The organism is Streptomyces sp. CA-106110 (genome assembly GCF_050936285.1).
Classification (GTDB): Bacteria; Actinomycetota; Actinomycetes; order Streptomycetales; family Streptomycetaceae; genus Streptomyces.
This window is the reverse complement of record NZ_JBNJNB010000001.1, coordinates 10,560,074-10,582,163: the sequence shown is the minus strand read 5'-3', so window position 1 is coordinate 10,582,163 and position 22,090 is coordinate 10,560,074. Positions and strand designations below refer to the sequence as shown.

Below are 22,090 nucleotides of genomic sequence, written 5' to 3'. Positions count from 1 at the left end.
CTGGGCTGGGTGTCAAGGTCCTGGTGCGGTCAGGATGTCGATGCTGATGGTGGCCTTGTAGCTGGTCCGGTCGATGGTGCCTTTGGCGTTGTACTTGGAGATCGCGCGTTTGACGACGCGGGGCCGGGTGCGGATGCGTCGGTCGGGCATGAGGTCGGCCAGGACGCGGCGGCCGATGGCCCCGACGAGGTCGACGACCGTGTCGGCGATGACGCCCGCGGCCTGGATGACCAGGTCGCGGGCGGTGTTCAGGGCGGTGGTGAAGCTGGCCCGGTCGGGGTCGATGCCGGGCCGGGCGGCGGTGGCGTCGGCCATGGCCAGGCGCAGGGCCTGGTAGGTGACCAGCAGGGCGTAGAGCTCTTGGGAGACACCGTCCGGGGTGCGGGCGCGCAGGACACGGCCGCCCAGGGTGGTGGACTTGATCTCCAGATACGCGGTCTCGATCTCCCAGCGCTGGCGGTACAGGGTGATCAGTTCGGCGACGGGGTGGGTCCTGTGGTCGGTCAGTGTGGTGACGAGGCGGTAGAGGCCGGTGCTGCGTCCCGTGGCCGTGGTGATGGTGATCTCGCAGTCGATGACCCGCACGGGGACGGCGCCGATTGCCGAAAGGTAGGAGCCGTCACCGCAGCGGCCCAGGACGGGCAGCCGACGGCCGTTCTTCACACGGGTCAGCACGTGCGCGCCGGTCCTGGCCATGGCGGTCACCAGCGCTTGGGCGGCGAAGTTCCGGTCCAGCAGCACGATCATGCCCTTGCGCAGGCTGCGGAGCAGGCGCGGCGCGTACGTCGTCTCGCCGTCAGTGGTTGGTCCGAACACCGCGTCGATGACCGTGCGGGTGCCGCAGGACACCAGCACCAGGAGTCGCAACGCTGGATATCCCGCACCACCGTTGTTGCAGCGGTGTTTAGTGTATTCGGTCAGATTCGCCGGGCTGTCGGGCACCGCCATGGTGGTGCCGTCGATCGCGCAGACCAGCAGCCCGCGCCACCACACGCCGGTGGTGGCGATGCCGGCGGCCGGTCCACGCAGCAGGTCGAACAGCCATCGCAGCGGCTCGGCCCCCACCCGCCTGCGGGCCTGTGCCAGCGCACCACCGGTCGGGTCCGCAACCGTCAGCCCTTCCAGTCCCGCCGTCAACCGCTGCCACACCTGCCGCCAGCCCAGCCCGGGGAACAGACACCCTGCCAGCAGCAGATACACCACCACCCGGGACGGCAGGTCCCGCACCCGCTCCTGCACCCTGCCCGTCTGCGTCAACGCCTCGTCGACCATCTCGAACGAGATGATCCGGGTCAACTCGCCCAGATGGCCGGGCGCGAACGCCCCGGCGGCAACAACAACTTCACGAGAAATGACAGACTGGGTACCCAACGGAGCTCCCGCCGAACAGTGATCTTGGTCGACACGGTTCTAGCAGGAGCTCCGTCCCGTTTCAGGCCACTTGGCACACAGGCCCCACGCGCTATCTACACGGGATTGGATCTAGAGCTCGACCACCCCCCACCCGCCACCCGAACTTGACACTCAATCCCAGGAGCACGGCCTCGAGCATCGGCGACACAGGAGGACGAGCTGATGGATATTCAACTCAGGCTGTGATGTGCTTCCGGCTGGATGCTCCGGGGCGTTCAGAAGGAAGGCCTCCCGCTCGGTCCACTTCGCCTGGCCTGTCATGGTGACTGCCCAATACCCTGATCAGCGCGCGGAGTTCCCCGTAGTCAGGCGCCAAAGGGAGAGATGCAGTCCATGGGCGAACCGGCCGAGTCGGCACCAGTCAAGCGCCTGTACTTCGGCCACGAGGACGCCGAACGTGACATCGCCAGTGGCCTGCTGCGCGCGGGCTTCGTCCGCACCACGGCGTACGACGCGGCGCTGTCGGGGCGGAAGATGCTGATCCTCGGCCGGAAGGGCTCCGGTAAGAGCGCGCTCTGCATGCAGCTGGCCGTCGGTGGCCATCCGGGCGGCACCGTGCTGATCACCCCGGACGACGCGGCGGGCGACGAGATCCGCCGGTTCGAGTTGCAGGGCCTGACCGGTGATACGGCCAAGTCCCTGATCTGGCGGTACGTATTCGCCGTGCAGGCGGCCCGGCACCTGGTGGAACACGCCCGAGTGCACGGCTGGCGGCAGCCCCGGGCCGTTCGCCGTCTGCGCAAGTTCCTGCACGCGAACGGCGAGTTGCTCCAGGACCGGCTCTACGACCGGCTCGCCACCGGGGCGCGCGGACTGCAGACGTCGCTGTCCCTGGAGGTCTTCGGTGTCAAGGCCGGTCTGGACGTGACCGGTTCGACCACGGAGGGCGCTCGGGCCACTCGGCAGCTGGAGGTGGTCGAGCAGGGAGTGGCGGACGCCTTCGACGCGCTCGGCTGCGTGGACTCCCACGGCCGTCTGCTCCTGCTCGTGGACCAGCTGGAGCAGGTGTGGTCCAGCGATCCTGACAGCCACGCCATGGTGATCGGACTACTGCTGGCCGCCAAGCACATCGCGGCCCGGTACGGCGACTGGATGCGCTGCCTGCTGTTCCTGCGCTCGGACATCTACGACATGCTCGCCTTCGGCGAGGGCGACAAGTTCCATGGCGACGAGCTGCGTATCCAATGGACCCTCGAGGACCTGAGTGAGCTCGCCCTCGCCCGGGCGCGCGCGTCCGCCGGGGTCGAACTGACGCGGGATCAGCTATGGGGCGGAATCTTCCCGCACACGGTCGACGGCAGGGACACCGTCGAACGACTCCTCGGCACCTGCCTTCCGCGTCCCCGCGATGTCATCCAGTACCTCAACCTGTGCCGTGACACGGCGGTCGAACACGACCACCAGGTGGTCACCGAGGCGGACATCAACGAGGCCACCCGGCAGTTCTCCCAGTGGAAGCTGCAGGACCTCGCGAACGAATACCTGGTCGCCCACCCGTATCTCGGCCGTTTGCCGCTGCTCTTCGACAACGCCGGCTACGTGGCCACCCGGAGCGCGATCGAGGAGCGGTTCGCGGCGTACGTGCCGACCCTCCACAGCACCTTCCCCGCGTACACCGAGGCGCTCACGCCGTCCGCCGTGATCGACACGCTGTTCGCGGTGAACTTCCTCGGGGTACGGCGGGGCGGCGACGTGGTCTACGTCAGCAGCGGCAAGCTTCCGGTACAGCCGCATGAGACGGAGTTCCACATCCACCCGTGCTTCCGTCCCGCACTGGGGTGCACCCAGCCGACCGCGTTGCGCTCCTTCCACCCTGGCTTGCTCTCCCCCGATGGATCTCCGCCACCCTCGTGGGGGTCGCCGCAGAGCGGTCACCGCTCGGCCGGTTCGGCGGCGGGCCCACCGGTGGGGCGGGACTTCGCGCTGCTCGACCGGCTGTCGAGGTCCTGCGGTTCCGTGCAGGCCGCCGTGGGGCGGGCCACCAGACTGCCCGACGACACCCGGGCGCAGGTGCTGTGGCAGTTGACGCGGATGATGGGCCACGCCCAGGACGGCCTGCTGCGGCTGCGCTCGGGACGCCCGGTCGACACCGGCGTCCTCCTGCTCGATGCCGCACGTTATTTCACGCTGCTGGCCGGGCAGTTGCGGGCGAGTCATGTGGAGGACGACGGTAGGGACAGCGTCGCGTGGAAACTGGACGACGAGGCCGAACGGTTGGTCCGCGCGGTGGGCGGAAGCACGGGCGGTTCGGGCGACTTCCGCAGCTGACGGCTCGTCGGCACATTGCTATCGTCTGGTGGCATGACGGTGATGATGTGTTCCGGGGGATGTCCCCGTCTGCTGTCCGTCTCCAGGATCGCGGGCGGCAATCCGATTGCGGTGAATGATCCGGAGAATTGGGCAGTGGTGTTCTGGCACTGCACGACCTGCCCCGGGTACTACTGCGACCGCTGCGTGACCCAGACCGGAGGCGCCGTCCCGCGCTGCTCCAGGTGCGGTTCGGTGATGTCCGCCCCGGACCTGGACCAGCTGCACTGAACAGCTCGGCTCACCAGTCTCCTTCCCACTCCGATTCCCGGGCCGCGGCCGCTCGTTCCAGTTCGGCCCGCACCCCCTCGGGCCGCAGCCAGCCGTACCCGGCGCGTCCCAGGTTCCGCAGCAGGGTGGCGACATCGTCCTCGCCCCACACTGGAGGCCCGGTCCTGGCCAGCCGGGACGTCACGGGCCCGAGTCCGAGCGAAACGTCGCGGGGCGAGCCCTGCTCCTGCTGCCATCGGTAGCGGGTGCGCAGGTCGAGGAAGGCGTTCAGGTACGGCCGGGCCCCTTCGTCCCAGTCCGCGGGCAGCCGCGGCTCCAGTTCCCAGTCGATCTCCCACCGGCGCAGGGTGCCGTCCGTGCCGCCGGACACCGCATACCGGCCGTCGGCGCTCAGGTGGACGGTCGTCACCCAGTTGGTGTGTTCGGCGAGCGTACGCAGCCTGCGTCCGGTCCGGAGGTCGAGCAGGCGTACGGCTGTGTCCCAGTTGGCGGCGAGCGCGAAGCGGCTGTCCGCCGAGACGGTCACCGCGGTCATGACGTTCGCCCATCCGTCCTCGGTCGCGTGCTGGTCGGCCACGTGCAGCAGGCGGCCGTCGGCGATGTTCCACACCCGTACCCGGCCGTCGGAGTTGGCGGTGACCGCGAGCCGGCCGTCCGGGGTCAGCCGGGCGTCGGAGACGATGTCGGCCTTGAGGACGGTCGGGTTCACATTCGGCTCGTGGAACTCGCGTACTCTCAGTGCCTGTTCCAGGTCCCACAGCATCACCAGGTCGCCCCGGCCGCCGGAGAGCACCAGCCGGCCGTCCGCGCTCGGGCACAGGGCCTGTGTGGCACTGCTGTGCGGCCGGTACTGGGCGAGCGGCCGGCCGCCGTCGAGTTCCCAGCAGCGCACCGAGCCGTCGGCGCCGCCGGCGAAGGCCACCAGCCCGTCCGGGCTGAACCGCACGCTTTCGATCCGGCCGCAGTAGCCGTCGATCACCCGCAGACATCGCCCGTCGGCCAGGTCCCACAGCCGTACGGTACCGTCCGCACCGCCGGACAGAGCCCGCCGCTCGTCCGGGGCGAGCGAGACGCACCGGACATCCCCGGCGTGCCCGGTGAAGGCGCGCAGCGGGCGTGCGGCGTCCAGGTCCCACAGCCGCAGTCCGTCCAAGTCGGCACACAGCGCCCGGCGGCCGTCGGCGGTGGCCTCGGCCTGATATACGTGCGAGCCCACCCGGACCGCTCCGGCCGGCCATGCGCCCCGCACCCCGACGCGCACACAGCACAGCGACAGCAGGTGCCAGGCGGCCAGAACCCGTTCGTCGCGCTCATGCCCCGGCAGCGCCCTGGCGTCGGCGACCAGGCCGATCGCCTCGGCGTAGTGGTGCTGCCGACGGGCCCGTTCGGCCGCCTCCAGCAGCCGGTCCACGCGGTCCTGGTGCAGGGCCAGTTCGCCGTGCGAGCGGGGGCGGCAGATCTGATACGGAGCGGTGTACGCACCCGGCGCCGGCAGCTGCCACAGCCGTACGGTGTCGCCGCCGGTCAGCGCCCGGAGGCCGTCGGCGCTCAAGGTCAGCGAGGAGACGACTCCCAGGTGCGCCGGGACGGTCCACAGGCAGCGTCCCCGGGTCAGGTCCCACAGGCGCAGGGCGCCGCCGACGGCACCGGTGACGGCGTGCCGTCCGTCCGGCGCGACCGCTGCCGCCACCGTCCCCCTGGGGTCCGCTCTCATGGCGCGGGCGCGCTCGCCGGAGGACAGGTCCCACCAGATCAGACCGCGGTCGCCCCCGGTCAGGGCGTGCCGTCCGTCAGGGGCGAGCGCGGCGGGCGGCTCATGGCAGCCGTCGAGTGTGCGCAGGCACCGGCCGGTCGTCAGGTCCCAGACCCCGACCACGTTCCCGGCGCCGACCAGCAGAGTGTGCCCGTCCCCGGCCAGGGCCAGGGCCCCGACGGAGGCCGGATGGCGTGCGTCGCGGCGGGGCGGTTCGAGCACCCGCAGACAGCGCCCTGTCGCGGTCTCCCACCAGCGCACGGTCCCGTCCCAGCCCCCCGTCACGGCGGTCCGCTGGTCCGCGCCGAAGACGCAGGACCGCACCGAGCCCGTGTGCCCGGCCAACTCGCGCACAACCCGCCCGGTCCCGGTGTCCCACAGCAGGACCCGGCCGCTGTGGTCTCCGGTGAGGGCCCGGCCGCCGTCCGCCGTCAGGGCTACCGCGTGAACGGCTTTCTCGTGCCCGGCGAACTTGCCCAGGAGCCGCCCGGATTCGGCGTCCCACAGCAGCACCTCGCCCTCCTCGCCGCCGGACAGGGCACGCCGGGCGTCCGGGGTGAGCGCGACCGCGTGCACGAACTTCTCGGTGCCGCGCAGCGTACGCACCAGCCGTCCGGCGGCCGTGTCCCACGTGGGGGACTGCGCCGCCTCCAGAGCCGCGGCCACCTCCACGTCGTCTGGCGCCGTCCGGCGGGCCCGGGCCAGCGGCGGCAGCGCCGCCTGAGGGTCGCCGCGCTCCAAGTGGACTGCGGCGAGGCCCAGTTCGGCCCGCCATCGGCTCCCGCTGTCCGCGCTCTCCAGTGCCGAGGACAGCCTCGCCAGCAGCATGTCGTCCGCGGTGCCGCCGGAACGCCAGCGCAGCAGGCCCAGGTTGTGCACCGCCTCCGGGTGCTGCGGGTCGGCCTCGTGCGCCTCGGCCAGCAGCGCCTCCGCGTCGGCGCTCCGGCCCAGGTCCAGCAGCGACATGGCACGGTTGGTGAGTTCGTCGGCGCGCAGTTCGGCCGCGGTCGGAGCCCGGCGGGGGTAGGGGCGGTCCAGTTCGGCCGCGTATACCGCGGCCAGTTCGGCCGCCACCGCGGTCATCCGTGCCGGGCGCCCGGCGCGGTCGTCGTGCAGGCAGCGTTCCAGCAGCGCGGCAAGCCGGCCGGGCAGTGACACCAGCGGTGGCGGGGGCGGCGGGCTGAGGCGATACGCTGCCAGGGCCGGTCCGGCCGCGGGTCCGAAGCCCCAGGTCACCTCGCCGGTGAACATCTCCAGGATGCTCACCGCCAGGCTGAACACATCCGTACGGCCGTCCAGCGGTGCCCCACGCACCTGCTCGGGCGAGGCATAGGCAGGAGTCAGGCCGCCCTGGGTCAGCAACGCGGTGGCGGCACTCTCGGCTCCGCCGGACGGGACGCCGTCGAAGGACACGGGCTGCTCGTCGGCACCGAAGCGGCGGGCCCTGGCCAGCCCGAAGTCGGTGATCTTCGCGACGCCGTCCGCGCCGAGCAGCACGTTGCCGGGCTTGACGTCCTGATGGACGACACCGCGCTGATGGGCGTGCGCCAGCCCCCAGGCCGTCTGGATGGCGATGTCCAGCACCCGGGCCAGAACCTCCTCGGGCGACCCCCGGTACAGCCGCCGGTCGTCGATCCGTGCCCGCAGGCTGCCGCCGTCCACATACTCGGCGAAGACTCTCGGTACCCCGGCCACGGTGCGTACGTAGTGGCAGGCGCACACATGTGGATGCAGCCCCAGGTCCACCCAGGTCTCGGCCTCGCGGACGAACCGCTCCCGGTCCGCCGGGCCGCGCAGCAGCTCCGGCCGCGGACTCTTGACGGCCAGGTCGACGCCCCATCCCAGGTGCCGGACCCGGTGCACCAGCCCCATGCCGCCCTCGCCGTGCACCGCGGTCACGTCGTACAGGCCGAGCACCCGCTCACCGACGCGCCAGCCCGAGCCGTTTTCCCGCGTCTCCCCCGCCAACACCGCATCCCCTTCGCCATGTCACCCACCTCAACGCTACGCGCTGGTACGGGTCGTGACACATCCGTCGCCACACCGGGTCTCCCTGTTCCAGCGAAGTCCCCGCGGGGGTGGTTGTCCCACACCCGCGCGGCCCGAGCCGCGCAGCGGGGCTTGTCTTTGCCTCGAACGTCGGCCCGGGCAGGGGCGGTTGAGGCGAGGCGGCCCCTTGTTGCACCACTGCGCCCTCGCCAAACGTAGCCCCGCGCCGGGCGAGCCCTCCCGTCAGTCCCACTTGGACCGCCGGCCGAGGCAGCAGCACCGCCCCCAGATGCCCCATCATCCCCTTCCAGCCTCAGCCAGAGTCCGACAGAGGACCGGATCCCGAGCGGCAGTCAGCGATGCGCACGGTGGGCGCTTCGCGGCGACGGGCGGCGGCATTGCCGGACGCAGCCCAAGATCGCACCGCCTCAGTGACGGGTCGAGAGCTCCGCCCGCGGCGGGCGCGGGTGCCGTGGACCTGACAGAAGCAGAAGGGGTCTGAGGGGCGGGTGCGGGTCGGCGTCCGGGCAGGGGCGCCGGGTCGGCGAACCACCTGTGCCTTACGCCGTCGCCCTTGCCTCTCTCCAGATACGCGCATATGCTCCTATCCATCGCCAGGACGCCTGCTGCCTACCGGCTACTGCAGCAGCCGGCGCCTCGGTGGAGCGGGAGCCTGCCTGGCGCCCAGCGGGGTCTGCCGCCTGGACGACCCGGGGCTTCCGTTCCTTATGCATCGATATTCCAGACACACGCAACACCACGAACCTGCCTAGTGCGCATTTCGAAGGAGTCATGTCATGACCGTCGTGAAAGCCGCCGCCGTCCAGATCAGCCCCGTGCTCTACAGCCGTGCGGGCACGGTCGAGAAGGTCGTGCGCAAGATCCGGGAACTTGGCGAACAGGGTGTCCAGTTCGCCGTCTTTCCCGAAACCGTCGTTCCCTATTACCCGTACTTCTCCTTCGTGCAGCCGCCCTACGCATCGGCCAAGGAACACCTGCGCCTGCTCGAGGAGGCGGTGACCGTACCGTCCGCCGAGACGGATGCGATCGGCGAAGCCGCCCGGGAAGCGCACATGGTCGTCTCGATCGGCGTCAATGAGCGTGACGGCGGCACCATCTACAACACGCAGCTGCTGTTCGACGCGGACGGCACGCTGATCCAGCGCCGCCGCAAGATCACGCCGACTTATCACGAGCGGATGGTCTGGGGCCAGGGCGACGGTTCGGGCCTGCGCGCAACGGACAGTGCCGTCGGCCGCATCGGCCAGCTCGCCTGCTGGGAGCACTATCTGCCGCTGGCGCGCTATGCCTTGATCGCGGACGGCGAGCAGATACACGCCGCGATGTACCCGGGCGCCTTCGGCGGCCCGCTGTTCGCCGAGCAGATCGAGGTCAACATCCGCCAGCACGCGCTGGAATCTGCCTGCTTCGTGGTCAACGCCACCGCCTGGCTCGATGCCGACCAGCAGGGCCAGCTCGCTCAGGACACAGGCGGCCCCGTCGAGGCGTTCTCCCGCGGCTTCTTCACCGCCATTGTCGACCCCGATGGCCGCATCCTCGGCGAGCCGCTCACCTCCGGTGAAGGCGAAGTCATCGCCGACCTGGACTTCGAGCTGATCGACCGGCGCAAGCGCCTGATGGACGCGCGCGGCCACTACAGCCGCCCGGAACTCCTCAACCTGCAGATCGACCGCTCGGCGGTGGCCAATCTCCACGAGCGCGGCACGCACGTTGCGGCCCGGGCCGGACGGGCGATCGAAGAAGACCGTCCCACCCAGGACCGGTGAGGCGGCAGTGCGCAGGGTCCTGACTACGGTTCGAGTAAGGGAAACTTTTATGTCTATCAAGAACAAGGCGCTCGCTGCGGCGGCGGTGGCGACCATGGTCGGTGGCTTCGGTGCGGCGGGAACGCTGTCCGCGAACGCGGCCACCCCGGAGTGTGGTGACAGCTGCATCCAGATCTACAGCGCCAAGTTCGGCACGTCCGAGCGGCCCAACCTGGTCGAGACCGTGTATCGGGGGGTGGCGAGGGTCGGCCAGCCCACCGCGATGTACCCCGTCAGCACGTCCGATGCGGCCGGGGACATCGTCGGCCACCGCGCGGGCCAGGTGTCCGACTTCTACAAGGACGGCCTCGTGTCCGCCGAGGTGAACAAGCACTACGGCAAGCTGCGCGCAGTAGAGGTCGAATACGCGCCGCACGGCAAGCGCACCGGCCTGTGTGCGGGCCTGGCTCACACCGCGTACCAGGACGAGGGCCTCACCCTGCAGAAATGCGGCGTGTCCGCCAAGACCGTGTGGATCATCGACACCGCGGACTCCCCCACGACCGTCTCCCCGGGGCACTTCCCGCTGGTCAGCGGCTCGACTACGAACTTTGCCCACCCCTACGCGATGACCTTCACGCACAACTCGTTCCGGCACGGCGGCTACGAGCGCGGCGATCGCCGGACGGCGGTGCCCGCGCAGATCCGGGTCGACAGGCTGATGGGCAACCCGTCCCACGTGCCCGACGGCCAGCTCTGGGGTACGACGAAGTAGAACGCCTTCCTGGAGCGCTGATCGGCTCTGCTGTGGCGCCGCCCTGCCGGGGCGGCGCCACGGTCGCGTTCGGCATCCGATGCGCGAGCCGATGGACGGCCGCTGCCCGGCCAGAGACGCCGGCCGGTTGTATGGCTCACCATCGCCGCCCGTGAAGACGCTGGCGCCGAGGAATCAGCCCACGGGCCGCCGGGCGGCGCGCCTGCCTGGCTCCAGGGTGACGAGCGCCTGCACTGCCCCGCCCTTCGGTACCGACCACCCATTTACGGCTGCTCCTCGATCCGGGCTGAGCAGCGGTCATCAGCAGCCGCAGCCGCCCGAGCGGCCAAGGGCGTGACGACCGGGCGACATGCCTTGGCGTCCGTTCCCCGACGCCAAGCCCGCATGGACGACCCCATTGCGGCGCACACGTTCCTTTCCGTGCGAAGACTCACACTCTCTGGACGGCGAGGGTCGCATGGACCCCAATGGAGATGTGGTCTACTTTGGAAACCCATAGGCCATACCCGGGCTGCGAACCCCACGGCCCGTGCCTCGAAGAACTGCTAGGAGCACGAGCAATGCCTCTCCATGGTGAGTACGAGCCGAGCGCCACCTCGTGGGTACGCGACCAGGTCGCGTTGTACGAGGCCACCGACGGCGAGGAGGGCGGCACCTTCCTGGACCTGCCGGTCATCATCCTGACCACCATGGGCGTGAAGTCCGGCAAGGTCCGCAAGATGCCGCTGATGCGGGTGGAACACAACGGCTGCTACGCGGTGGCCGCCTCCAACGGTGGCGCTGACCAGCACCCCGCCTGGTACCACAACGTGGTCGCCCATCCCCTCGTCGAGGTGCAGGACCGGGCAGCCAAGCAGGACATGATCGCTCGCGAGCTTCACGGCGAGGAGAAGGCCGAATGGTGGAAGCACGCGGACGCCGCCTACCCGCCCTTCGTCGAGTACCGGGCCGGGACCGATCGGGACATCCCGCTCTTCGTCCTGGAGCCGGTCACCGACGCGCACTGACCGCCTCTCACTCACGTGAGGCTGCCCCTCACTCCGAACGACTCCTGCCGGTGCCCACAGCCGCCTACAGCTCCAGGCCCGGCACAACAACAGGAAGTACAGACCATGACTCAGGGAACCTCACGTCCCGCCGACGCTTCCGGAGTGTTCCGGATCGGCGGCAGCCTGCCCGTCAACCGGCTCGGATACGGAGCCATGCAACTGACCGGCCCCGGCGTATGGGGGGCGCCGAAGGATCCGGAGGAGGCTGTGCGTGTGCTCCGCCGGGCCGTCGAGCTGGGCGTGAACTTCATCGACACCGCGGACTCCTACGGCCCGTTCGTCAGCGAGCAGCTCATCCATGAGGCGCTGCACCCCTACCCGGCGGGCCTCGTGATCGCCACGAAGGGCGGGCTGTCCCGCTCGGGCCCGGACGGCTGGCAGCCGCTGGGCCGACCCGAATACCTGCGACAGCAGACCGAACTGAGCCTGCGCCACCTCGGCGTGGACCGCATCGACCTCTACCAGTTGCACCGCATCGACCCCCAGGTACCGCTCGCCGACCAGGTCGGCGAGCTACGCCTGCTGCAGGAAGAGGGAAAGATCGGCCACATCGGCCTGTCAGAGGTGACGGTCTCCCAGATCCAGGAAGCGCGCACGATCGCGGACATCGTCTCCGTGCAGAACCTGTACAACCTCGCCGATCGCCATGCCGAGGATGTACTGGAGTACGCCGAGCGGGAAAACCTGGGCTTCATCCCGTGGTTCCCGATGGCCACCGGCCAACTGGCACGTCCCGGCGGCCCGCTGGACACGCTTGCCAAGACGTACGGTGCGAGCCCCTCCCAGCTGGCCCTGGCCTGGCTGCTCCACCGCTCCCCCGTGATGCTGCCCATTCCCGGCACCTCCCGCGTGTCTCATCTCGAGGAGAACACCCGGGCCGCGCAGATCACCCTGCGCGACGCCGAGTTCCAGGCGCTGAGCCAGGCCGTGTAAACGGCGGCCTGGCCGAGGCCGGTCACCAGCCAGGCGAATGCCACCTGGCCCGGCAGATCACCACCGGGGTAGGACGAGAGACGCCGGCACGCTCTTATTGGCGCCACGTCGCCGACATCATCGGCCTCACCGCGAACAAAGCACGGCCGCACACCTGACGACGTCGGCGGCGGCTGACCGATCCGCCGCTCGGCGGGCGGAGGCGACGTGGTGGTGGTGATCCCGGGCCGGCGCCTCGGGGTAGACGTGATCCCGGGCGACCGCTCAGGCGTCGGCCGAGCCGGCCAGAGCGGCGCGACCGGCGACGAATGCTGCGGTCTGCTCCGCGACGCGCGCCCCGAGGTGTTCGGCAGTGGCGACGTCCGAGCTGTGCACCGTGTCGACTCCACCGTCCAGCGGGGTCTGCGCGCCGGCGCCGGTCCAGAAGCCGAGCCGGTTGAGGTCGTCCTCGCCGGCCTCCAGGGCGTTCCAGCCCGGGGCGAGGCCCAGGCTCATCAATTTGGGCTCTCCGGGCATGGATGTGGGTCAGCCGGTCCGGGTTCGGGGTCGTTCGTGGGGTAGGACAAGGGTGATGGGTCCGCAGGTGAGCATGACGAGGGCGAGGGCGGCTGTGGCGGTGTGGAAGCCGTAGGCGCGGCGGATCAGTAGCCTGACGTGGTTGTTGAGGCCTTCGGCCCGACCATTGTTGATCTTCAGGCGGATGGAGGCCAGGATCCCGTCGCGGAACTTGCGGATGGTCTTGGCTGCCTTGATGAACGCGGGCAGTTGGGAGCGTTGGGCCTGCGAGATCCAGCGGTCGATCAACTCGCCTGCCTCGCCGGCGTCCAGGTCCCCGGCGAAGATCGCGCGGAAGGATTCCTTGAGCCGGTAGGCTCGCCAGACTCCGCCGCCCTTGCGTTTGAGCTTGCGCAGGGTCGTGGCCTGCTCGTCGGTGAGGTTCTCCGGGTTCTTCAGCAGGCTCCAGCGGGCGCCCTTGAACTTCTTTGCCGCAGCCTGATCGCCGAGTTGGCGCAGCTCGTTCCATGCCTCGCGGCGCACGGCGTCCAGGGCGTCACCGACGAGCTTGACCGCGTGGAACGGGTCGATGCAGATCACGGCCTGCGGGGCGTGGCCTTCTTCGCCAACGCTCTTGGCGAAGGCCGGCCCCATGTCCATGCTGACCGCGGCCAGTTCTGCAGCGCGCTCGGGGCCGAGTTCATCGAAGAACTCGTCCAGGGTCTCGCTGTCCTTGCCCTCGGATCCCCAGACGATCTTCTTGCCGGTGTGGTCGGTGACCAGGGTCAGGTAGTTGTGGTGCTTCTTCCAGCTGACCTCGTCCACCCCGATGGTGACCAGGTGGTCGAGTCTGTCCTCGTCGAGGCCGTCGGCGACGACGCGGGCGCAGATGCGGCCCACGGTGTGCCAGTCGATGCGCTGCAGGCGAGTGATGGTGGTCTTGTCGGTGCGGGTGGCCAGGTAGGCGATGACATCCTCGAAGTCGCGGGTGAAGCCGCAGTGGTGCCGGGCGAAGGGCACGGCTTCGATCTTGACGCCGTGCTCGGGGCAGCGCAGGCGGCGCAGGCCGGCCCGGACGACCAGGCCCCAGCGGCCCAGGTCCAGGTGCCTCCAGCAGGAGGACACCGGCCTGGTGTCGTAACGCGTGCGGGTGGTGAAACCGCAGCCGGTCTCCGGGCAGGCCAGACACCGGCGGGTCAGCGCCACGTCCACGATCACCCGGTCCTCGCCGAACGACACGTCGGTGACGCTCACGCCAGGAAGCTCCAGGAGGCGGTTGAATGCGGTGGTGACGCGCACGGTGCGTGGACTCCTGTAGCTTCGGTACGGCCTTCGACAGCCTCCGAATCTACGGTCCGCCCCGTGCGCGTCCTACGTTTCACCACCCCAGGCGGAACGATCCAACCCGATCAATACATTGACCCCGAGATCCCACCCACCAGCCCACACTCATGCCCGGAGAGCCTCAATTTGCTTAGAGTTCCTCAGTGATCGTACGGTGATTGTGTGGAGCTTCTTCGACTCTCAAAGGCCGCCAAACGCTTGGGTGTTCACCCCGTGACGCTTCGGCTTTGGGCTGACTCAGGCAAGATTCCGGTGACTTGGGTCGGGCGTGAGCGCCGGTTCTCCTCGATCGATGTGGAAGCGATGAAGGTCTCCACCGGTGGCGAGCGTGTCCGCCTGGAGGGCCTGTACCTGCGCGTGTCCGGCTCCCACGAGCAGGAAGCCTCGCTTCAGACGCAGGAGAAGGAGCTGCGGGCCACCTCCACCGGCGAGATCGTCAAGGTCTTCCGTGACCGGGCCTCTGGCCTGCGGGAGGACCGGCCCGGTCTGAGCCGGCTCCTGCGGGCCGTTGCTGACGGCTCGGTGACCGTCGTGCGGGTCACGCACGAGGACCGGCTCGCCCGGTTTGGTGTCGGCTGGCTCAAGCACCTGCTGTCCGTGTACGGCGCGCGTCTTGAGGTGCTGCACCCAAAGAAGCTCGGCGACCGGGACGAACTCCTTGAGGACTTCGCGTCGCTGGTCACCACGTTCGCAGGCCGCCTGTACGGGATGCGGTCGGCTGAAAACCGGCGTCGCCTGCTGGCCGAGTCGGGCCAGTGCGACGCAGGGCGCGCCGCGTGAGTCGAAAGCTGCCGATCGGTAAGGGCGAGACCTCCCGCACCGCGTGCGCCCGCACCCTTGTGCGCACCGGCGTGGATGAGAAGACGGGCGAAGTCCTGACCCAGGCCGTGCTGGCCGAACGCATCGGCTGGTGCAGCGACCTGGTGGCGGGCATGGTGTCTGTCGTGCTCGCCGAGCGTTGGAACAGCCGTGATGTGAAGGTACTCGCCTCCGGCGTGGACGCGGGCGGCCGGAAACTGCCGTCGAACGCGTGGATGGCGCTGCGGCGTCTGGGCTGGAGCGCCGCCCCGCCCGAGGGCGTGAAAGTCAACGACCGGATCGTGCGCATGGCCCAGGAGCAGGCCGGGCGGGCGCTTCGCTCGGCGAAGTGGCGTGCCGACCTGACTGCCGGAGTCCTGGCGGCATGGCCCATCGATCCGGGCAAGCGCACTCCCCGCGAGTGGGACGCCGTACGCGCAGCGGTCCCTGGTGGAAAGTATCTGCCGTCCAGCATCATCAAGGCCCGCACCCGGCAGGCCGCCACGTATCTCAAGGCCAACGGCCGTCTGCCCGTGGACGTGTTCGAACTCGAAGGCACCCCGAAGGTGGCCCGCATGCTGCTGCTCGCCGCATGCGACGGGCAGCAAGCCACGATCGAACGCTCCGAAACCGACACCGGGCAGGCGCTGCTACGGCTTCAGCTACCCACCCGCCCCGACCCGCAGGCATACCGGGACTGGACGTGGGTGGCCTGCCCCATCGCGCTGCCGCCGACAGTCCCCGCATCGGCGGTGCTCCACCTTCCCACCCTCCGCTGCGCGGGTGACACCGTGCGCGCCGACCTGGCCTACACCCACGCCGTCCCCAAGGCCAACCGCACCGGTCATACGGTGGCGCTCGGCGTGGACTGGGGCCTGAACACGCTCCTCAGCACGGGCGCCGTGCAACTGAACGGCGAGGGGCGGATCACCGCGCTCGGTGCCGGCGCCCAGTTCCGGGCCGCCGGTGTGCTCGCCAAGCAGCACCGCCTGCGCCGCCTCTCGGAGCGACTGCACACCAAGGCCGACCAGTATGAACGGCTGATCGCAGGCCACGACCACCAGCTTGCCCCCAAGCTGGACGTGCTCCGCAGCGAGATCCAACACGTCTCGCAGCGCCGGTCGAGCCTCAACGACGCCCTGGCATGGGCTGCCGCCAGGTGGACCGTCGACCAAGCGATTGCCGCCGGGGCCACGGTGATCTATGTCGAGGATCTACGGTCGATGGAAGCCGGGGGCATGGGCCGCACCCTGAACACCCGCCTGTCCCAGCAGGTCCGCGGACAGATCGCCGACCGCACGCGGCACCTCGCCACCGAACAGGGCATCGCCGTCGTCACGGTTCCGGCCCGCAACACCTCCAAACTGTGCCCGCACTGCCTGACCCCGCTGCGCCACCGCAAAACCCCCGACCGGCCCACCCTCGCGGGATGGAAATGGGCCATCTGCCCCCACCAGGACTACCGTTGGCAGGGCGACCGCGACCACGGTGCCTGGCGACGAATCGCAGCCCGCGGCCTGGCCCACCAGGCCACGACCGTTACCGACCACACCAGCGGCCACATGGCGATCCGGACGGTCCTCGACAACCTCGAAGCGAACGCAGTCCTCACACCGACTCCCAAGACCAGCCGGAAGGACCGGACCAAGACCGGCCCCACCCGGCCACGTTCCCCACGCCCCGCGCCCAGGCGACGCAGGGCACCCTCCCCAGCACGGCCTCACGGTCGTGCCGGCCAGCGTCCGGAGGGACACGCTCACACGGACCGGACCCGGCTGCCCCGCGCAGCCCACCGACACCAGGGCATGAACACGACCAGCACACCCACCACCGGCCACCGGCCACAAGGAGCAGCACTCGGCGCGGGATTCCACCTCCACGCCCACGCCCCCCCCACCACGGTGGGAAACGATCCCGGAAACTCAATCCGACTCGGGATCGCATAGCTAATCAGAGACGCTCACCCAGATCATGCGGTGCTGTGCCGCGAAGGCGGCGAGGAACGTCAGCGTGTTCAGCTTGTCACCACTCTTCGAGGACGAGTTGGTGAAGCCGGCGGCAATCTTGTCGGCCCATGCCCCGTCGACGAACCGACGGCCCGTGGCCTCTGCAAACGTGTGGAAGCCCGCGGACGCACCGCCCATGTAGGTAGGCGTTCCGAAGATCACCGCATCGGCGGCGTCGAGCTCGTTCCACTGCTCATCGGTGATGGCATCCACCGGAATGAAGGCGACCTGCGCCCCGGCCTTCTCGGCACCCCGCTGTACCGCCTCGGCCAGGACGGCGGTGTGACCGTAGCCGGAGTGGAAGGCGATGGCGATGCGCGGCTGCGGGGGGACGTGCTGGGACATCAGAGATTCCTATCCTTGGAGGGCTGGTTTCTAAAGTAGACCATATCTCTATTGAAGATCTAGCCTGTGGTGGAGTTCATCCAGAAGCTAGTCGACGCGCGGTGGGCATGGCGATGGCGAAGGCCGCGGCTGTACCGGTGCCTGACGATTGGGCCGGTCGCGTCGGCGTCTCGCGACCGGGCTGTCACAGGATTCAAGATCGCTTGACCTCGTCCCGGACGGAAGAGCAACAGTGTCTCCACGGATCTCCTGAGCGGCGGTGTGTGCGCTCGGTGAGCCGGACGGGACCAAGAGGGGGAGTTCACGTGACCGCGACCTGCGTCATTCTCGACATCGGCGGAGTACTGGAGATCACGCCGGACACGGGGTGGGTGCAACGGTGGGAAGACCGGCTGGAGTTGCCGCTGGGCACGGTGAATGACCGGATGCGCGACGTATGGCGTGCTGGAAGCATCAGCGAACGCGAGGTGCACGAGCAGGTGGCAACACGCCTGGGTCTCGACGCCTTCGAGGTCGAAGCCTTCATGGCTGATCTCTGGGCGGAGTACCTGGGGACGCCGAACGAGGAACTCATCACCTACGTGCGGGGGCTACAGGGAATGTGCAGGCTGGGCATCCTGAGCAACAGCTTCGTCGGTGCCCGGGAGCGCGATACGGCGCTGTACCACTTCGACGACCTGGTGGAACAGATCATCTACTCGCACGAGATCGGCATCGGCAAACCTGACCCGCGAGCCTTCGAGGCCGCATGTGCCACCTTGGACGTACGCCCGGAGAATTGTCTCTTCATCGACGGTGTTTCCGTCAACGTCGAGGCCGCCCAGGCGGCGGGCATGCAAGCGCATCTGTTCGAGGACAACGCCCGGACGATCGCACGCGTCGCAGCTCATCTGGATGCTGGGCCCCGCGTTCCAGGGCGCGTACCGCTCGGATGACAGCGGCCTGGCCTACACACCGCACCCAGGGCTGCCGCGGCACATCTCCCTGGAACTCAGGCGCCACGCGCTCGGCGGACTCGTCGGCCGCAAGAGCACACGTCGGGGCGCTTCAGACAGGTACGTAAAGAGGCGACGAGGGCAGGATTCGAACCTGCGTCCACCCGGAGATCAGAGCCGGACGCTCCTCCACAGAGCTTCCTCATCGCCACCCTGATCATTTCTGGGGCCACCGCGTAGGTCAACTGAATTACCCGGTCGCGCCCGGCCCTCCGTTGCCGTAGATCACCACCACTCTTGAGCGGCAGCACGCTTGTCCTTGCCGGAGAAGACGCCTGCCGACCGGAGAGCGCCGGCCATGAGCGGGTCGGCCACGGCGACTCCGTGTACCAACTCGGGCGTCCGCCGGAAGACGACAGCCGCAGCCACCGGCCTGGGGGCGGTCCAGGCGCCCGCCACCGGGTCCACCCCATGCCGGGCGCAGACCGCTTCGACGAGTGAGCGCGGGCATTCCCTCTCCCCCCGAAGTACCTCCCAGGGCAGCGGAAGTTCGGCCCAGACGTACGTGTCCGGGTGCAGCCCACCGCCGCTCATGCGGTGCCAGTACGCCACGTCCGCCGCCATCAGGCGGGGCACCTTGCCGGGGCAGAACCGATCCAGGGTCTCGTCCTGGCCCAGCTCGCTCAGCAGCGCGAACCAGTGTGCTCGGGCCGTGTTCCACGCTTGAGCGGACTGGTTCCACGTGGACGCGTCGTCGCCGCGGCGCACGATCATCGTGTCGCGTTCCAGCGGATGCCGGCTCCAGGCGTCCTCCAATAGGTTCGCGACCTGACGCAGGAAGCCGTTCCATCGAATGAGCAACTGTGTGATGTCCTCGTCGGACACATGGGCCAGTACTTCGGGCGTGGGACGCACATGCGCGACCGCGTACCAGCAAGTCCGCTCGGGGATGTCCCGAAGGCGTTGGAACAAGGCTTCGGCGACCTCGTCGTATACCTGACGCTGCCTGCCGTTGGTGAAGATGCTGCGCATGTGACCGCGCGCCGTGAAGTACGCAATGAAGGCCGCCGTGTCCAGGTCCATGGCGAACAGCTCGTACGGGAGGACGTGGGCGAGCGCACCCTTGCCGGTCATGGTCACTTCACGGCGGCGCTGCTCGTGGATGAGCCGGGCCAGCTTGGCCTCCATCCGGCGCAGCAGCCGGAAACGCTTGTTGTACTGCCGTTTGGAGATCTCACCGAAGCCCGCCGCTGTGCGCTCGGCCCGGTTGAGGCGATCCATACCGAAGTCGTTCTGCCCGTACGAGCGGCCGATCTCCTCACCAACTCGCCGGATCACCGCCTCGATCTGGACTGGATCATCACCGGCGCCGGCCGGGAGTTCCGGCACGCTCGTGAACAGGCTTGCCGCTCGGGCGAGCTGGCGCTGTGCGCCGACCGGACGGGCGAACTCCTCGAGCATGGAGGTGTATCCGTGCCATAGGTTGCGAAGCGAGTTCTCAGCGGCCTTGGCGAGCGCCGCCTCGGTGGCTGTATCGAGGTCAGCGCCCTGGACAGCGTAGAGATCCTGGATGAGCCGGGCCACATCCTCCGGACGCTTGCGCTGGGTGAGCGACGCGTGCAGATCACGGAGAAGTTGTTCAACCATGTGCGACGGCATGGGCTTTACCTTGTCATCGCCGCGAACACGTCTCCACTGATTATTTGTCCACGGCGGGCTTGCGCGCTGCCTCCTCGGCCACGCGCTCGAGCCGGCTGCGGTAGTTCTGCCACCCCGTCGAGTCGCCCGGTCCCATGCTGGTGTTGCCCTCGTTCATCCCGACAGCACCGTCGATGAGTTCACGGACGATGTCGGCGTGCCCGGCGTGCCGTTGTGTATCAGCGATCACGCGCACCGCGGCATGATGCAACGTCACTTCGTCCCTGTCCTTGGGCCACCAAGGCACCCTGCCCATCGTTTCCAGCCCAAGTGCGTCGATCGTCGCGTCCGCGTGCGCCCAGGCACGGCGGTACAGCTCCACGATCTGCTCGCGTGACTCGTCGGCGGTGGCCCACATGTCCGCGTTGGGCTCAGCACCGTCTTCGAGCCAGGGCAACGGCTCGCCGGACGGCCGTCCGAAGGTGTCGCCGAGATAGCCCAGCTCCACGCCGGCCACGTGCTTGACCAACCCGAGGAGGTTGGTGCCGGTCGGCGTCAGGGGGCGGCGGATGTCGTACTCCGAGAGACCTTCGAGCTTCCACAGCAGGGCATCACGGGCGGACTGCAGGTAGAAGTGAAGGTCGGCTTTGGGATCCGGTGCGGTCATGAGCCCAGTCTCGCGCCTGAACGATCTCTGTCCACGCCTTTTGCGAGACGGGAACGAGCGATGCCTCGCTCTGGACGCCGTCGTCAGAGCCTCTCGACGGGCGGTTCGCGTCGGACTGTCCGACTGCGGATGTCCGGCGACATCGCCGAGGAGCAGAAGCGCTCCGCGAAGCGTGGACGCAACGGCAGCCGCAACGTGGAAGCGCTCGTCATGATGCGCTGCGCCTTCCAGGAGAACTCCGTCATCTGACCCACCGGTGCCCTTCGCCCACCGTGCTGAGACCGGTCAGGCCTTCCGCATGTCCGAATCCGTGGGTTTTACGGCCGACTGCACACATGACCGGGATCGCGGAATGGGGAGACCCTGGATACATACATCGCCACCGATCACAGAACCGATTGGAGTCCCTCATGAGCGAGATCATCGCTGGCGTCACGATTCCCGACACTCCCGTTGTCACCGATGCAACCGCCCTGATCAGGGAGACGACCACTCCTCTGATTTTCAACCACTCGCGGCGGGTGTTCATCTTCGGCAGCCTCCAGGCCCGCAAGCTGGGTCTGAAGCCCGATCCGGAACTGCTGTACGTCGCTGCGCTGTTCCATGACACGGGCCTGGTGCCGCCCTACCGCAGCGATGACCAGCGGTTCGAACTCGACGGCGCCGACCAGGCCCGTGCGTTCCTGCTGAAGCACGGCTACTCCGCCTCGGACGCCGATCTGGCATGGACCGCCATCGCCCTGCACACCACTCCTGAGGTCCCGTGGAAGATGGCACCGGAGATTGCGGCGACCACCGCGGGCGTCGAGACGGATGTCCTCGGAATGCGCCTGGACAATCTCAGCGAGGCGGACATCGCCGAAGTGACGAAGGCTCACCCCCGCCCCGATTTCAAGAACCAAATCCTCCAGGCGTTCACGGACGGTTTCAAGGATCGTCCGGACACCACCTTCGGCACTGTCAACGCCGATGTACTGGAGCATTTCGTTCCCGGTTACCGGCACATCGACTTCGTCGAGGTGATTCAGAACTCGGCGTGGCCGGAGTAATTACAAGATGACTCGGGGCACCCGCCTGGTGCCCCCAAGACCGCCGGGCACGGGAAGCGCTCATGGCTGTCCCGTGACTGCCGGCCCCGAGCCCTTCTCGTCCTGGACGTCGATGTGCCCGCCGCGAGCGTTGTCAGTGGGCGAGGGCACACTGACGGCATGAGCACCGCTTCTTGGGCGCGTAGTCGCCGGTCCGACCTGCATGAGGTGCCAGCCCGCTGAATCGACGGGCGAGCCCGGCTTCAGCGGACCCAGCGGCCGGGCAGGTCCTTGCGCACGATTTCAAGATCGGCAGCCGTACGCCCACGCGCGTGGATCCAGGACCGGTCCTGGATCCCGTCTCGGCGCACCAGCCGACCGGGCGCTGAGTACCAGCGCACGGGCGAGTCGTCCTCGCTGGCCCACATGGGATGGTCAGGCAGGTCCACTCGGGCGTAGCGCTCGTGAAGGCTCGGCAGCAGCGCGTCCGGCAACTCGCAGGCGTCGTAATGACTGTCCGAGCCGAAGAGCGACTCGCTCAGCACGAGCTCCACCCATGCCAAGGACATCCGATCGAGAAAGGGGATCCAGCCCCCGTGTGATTCCACCACTACGGGT

The 22,090-nt window shown here is 68.9% G+C and carries 16 protein-coding genes, 1 tRNA gene and 2 pseudogenes; 10 read left to right on the top strand and 9 right to left on the bottom strand.

Going from position 1 to position 22,090, the window contains the following annotated elements; translation table 11 throughout:
• Window positions 1-12: 12 nt before the first annotated feature.
• The gene (locus ACQEXA_RS48850) at window positions 13-1,371 is read right to left on the bottom strand and encodes an IS4 family transposase (protein ID WP_433133087.1); all 1,359 of its coding nucleotides are present in this window, start codon (window positions 1,369-1,371) and stop codon (window positions 13-15) included.
• 375 nt (window positions 1,372-1,746) lie between these two features.
• Between ACQEXA_RS48850 and ACQEXA_RS48845 the strand changes: the two genes are divergently transcribed.
• Window positions 1,747-3,681: a P-loop ATPase, Sll1717 family gene (locus ACQEXA_RS48845; protein ID WP_432923837.1), complete on the top strand. Its 1,935-nt coding sequence runs from the start codon at window positions 1,747-1,749 to the stop codon at window positions 3,679-3,681.
• A gap of 33 nt (window positions 3,682-3,714) precedes the next feature.
• Window positions 3,715-3,951 carry a hypothetical protein gene (locus tag ACQEXA_RS48840; protein ID WP_359391840.1) on the top strand — a complete coding sequence of 79 codons (237 nt, stop codon included), beginning with the start codon at window positions 3,715-3,717 and terminating at the stop codon, window positions 3,949-3,951.
• 10 nt (window positions 3,952-3,961) lie between these two features.
• Here the strand turns inward: ACQEXA_RS48840 and ACQEXA_RS48835 are convergent, their stop codons facing one another.
• Window positions 3,962-7,675, bottom strand: coding sequence for a WD40 repeat domain-containing serine/threonine protein kinase (locus tag ACQEXA_RS48835; RefSeq protein ID WP_433133085.1), 3,714 nt, complete (start codon window positions 7,673-7,675; stop codon window positions 3,962-3,964).
• An 815-nt stretch (window positions 7,676-8,490) separates the two neighbouring features.
• On the opposite strand from ACQEXA_RS48835, the gene ACQEXA_RS48830 reads away from it, so the two are divergent.
• From ACQEXA_RS48830 to ACQEXA_RS48815, 4 genes are all read left to right on the top strand, one after another.
• Window positions 8,491-9,480, top strand: a complete 990-nt coding sequence (locus ACQEXA_RS48830; protein ID WP_432923841.1) for a nitrilase-related carbon-nitrogen hydrolase — start codon at window positions 8,491-8,493, stop codon at window positions 9,478-9,480.
• A gap of 49 nt (window positions 9,481-9,529) precedes the next feature.
• Window positions 9,530-10,234, top strand: a complete 705-nt coding sequence (locus ACQEXA_RS48825; RefSeq protein WP_432923843.1) for a hypothetical protein — start codon at window positions 9,530-9,532, stop codon at window positions 10,232-10,234.
• A 560-nt stretch (window positions 10,235-10,794) separates the two neighbouring features.
• Window positions 10,795-11,241 (top strand): nitroreductase family deazaflavin-dependent oxidoreductase, encoded by a 447-nt coding sequence (locus ACQEXA_RS48820; RefSeq protein ID WP_432923845.1) that lies wholly within the window; start codon window positions 10,795-10,797, stop codon window positions 11,239-11,241.
• A gap of 105 nt (window positions 11,242-11,346) precedes the next feature.
• The gene (locus tag ACQEXA_RS48815; RefSeq protein ID WP_432923847.1) at window positions 11,347-12,216 is read left to right on the top strand and encodes an aldo/keto reductase; all 870 of its coding nucleotides are present in this window, start codon (window positions 11,347-11,349) and stop codon (window positions 12,214-12,216) included.
• A gap of 264 nt (window positions 12,217-12,480) precedes the next feature.
• Here ACQEXA_RS48815 and ACQEXA_RS48810 read toward each other — a convergent pair.
• A pseudogene (locus ACQEXA_RS48810) lies at window positions 12,481-12,711 on the bottom strand (NADPH-dependent FMN reductase); the annotation flags it as partial.
• A 30-nt stretch (window positions 12,712-12,741) separates the two neighbouring features.
• Window positions 12,742-14,010, bottom strand: a complete 1,269-nt coding sequence (locus ACQEXA_RS48805) for an ISL3 family transposase (protein ID WP_433128623.1) — start codon at window positions 14,008-14,010, stop codon at window positions 12,742-12,744.
• Between the two features lie 207 nt (window positions 14,011-14,217).
• On the opposite strand from ACQEXA_RS48805, the gene ACQEXA_RS48800 reads away from it, so the two are divergent.
• On the top strand, window positions 14,218-14,835 hold the full coding sequence (locus ACQEXA_RS48800; RefSeq protein WP_433133083.1) for an IS607 family transposase: 618 nt from the start codon (window positions 14,218-14,220) through the stop codon (window positions 14,833-14,835).
• Entirely contained in the window at window positions 14,832-16,799 is a 1,968-nt protein-coding gene (locus ACQEXA_RS48795; protein ID WP_433133081.1) for a zinc ribbon domain-containing protein, read from the top strand. The genes ACQEXA_RS48800 and ACQEXA_RS48795 overlap by 4 nt, the downstream gene beginning before the upstream one ends.
• A gap of 9 nt (window positions 16,800-16,808) precedes the next feature.
• Here ACQEXA_RS48795 and ACQEXA_RS48790 read toward each other — a convergent pair.
• Window positions 16,809-17,204: pseudogene (locus ACQEXA_RS48790) on the bottom strand (flavodoxin family protein); the annotation flags it as partial.
• A 305-nt stretch (window positions 17,205-17,509) separates the two neighbouring features.
• Between ACQEXA_RS48790 and ACQEXA_RS48785 the strand changes: the two are divergent.
• Window positions 17,510-18,139 carry an HAD family hydrolase gene (locus ACQEXA_RS48785; RefSeq protein ID WP_432923855.1) on the top strand — a complete coding sequence of 210 codons (630 nt, stop codon included), beginning with the start codon at window positions 17,510-17,512 and terminating at the stop codon, window positions 18,137-18,139.
• 133 nt (window positions 18,140-18,272) lie between these two features.
• On the opposite strand, the gene ACQEXA_RS48780 is transcribed toward ACQEXA_RS48785, so the two are convergent.
• The 3 genes from ACQEXA_RS48780 to ACQEXA_RS48770 form a co-directional block, all read right to left on the bottom strand.
• Window positions 18,273-18,346: transfer RNA gene (locus ACQEXA_RS48780), tRNA-Gln, on the bottom strand.
• Between the two features lie 78 nt (window positions 18,347-18,424).
• Complete coding sequence (locus ACQEXA_RS48775; RefSeq protein WP_432923857.1) at window positions 18,425-19,798, bottom strand: hypothetical protein; 1,374 nt, start codon at window positions 19,796-19,798, stop codon at window positions 18,425-18,427.
• Between the two features lie 40 nt (window positions 19,799-19,838).
• On the bottom strand, window positions 19,839-20,444 hold the full coding sequence (locus ACQEXA_RS48770) for a DinB family protein (protein ID WP_432923859.1): 606 nt from the start codon (window positions 20,442-20,444) through the stop codon (window positions 19,839-19,841).
• Between the two features lie 410 nt (window positions 20,445-20,854).
• Here ACQEXA_RS48770 and ACQEXA_RS48765 point away from each other — a divergent pair, with 410 nt between their 5' ends.
• Entirely contained in the window at window positions 20,855-21,493 is a 639-nt protein-coding gene (locus tag ACQEXA_RS48765) for an HD domain-containing protein (protein ID WP_359391900.1), read from the top strand.
• A 242-nt stretch (window positions 21,494-21,735) separates the two neighbouring features.
• On the opposite strand, the gene ACQEXA_RS48760 is transcribed toward ACQEXA_RS48765, so the two are convergent.
• Window positions 21,736-22,041: a hypothetical protein gene (locus ACQEXA_RS48760; protein WP_433133080.1), complete on the bottom strand. Its 306-nt coding sequence runs from the start codon at window positions 22,039-22,041 to the stop codon at window positions 21,736-21,738.
• Window positions 22,042-22,090 lie beyond the last annotated feature (49 nt).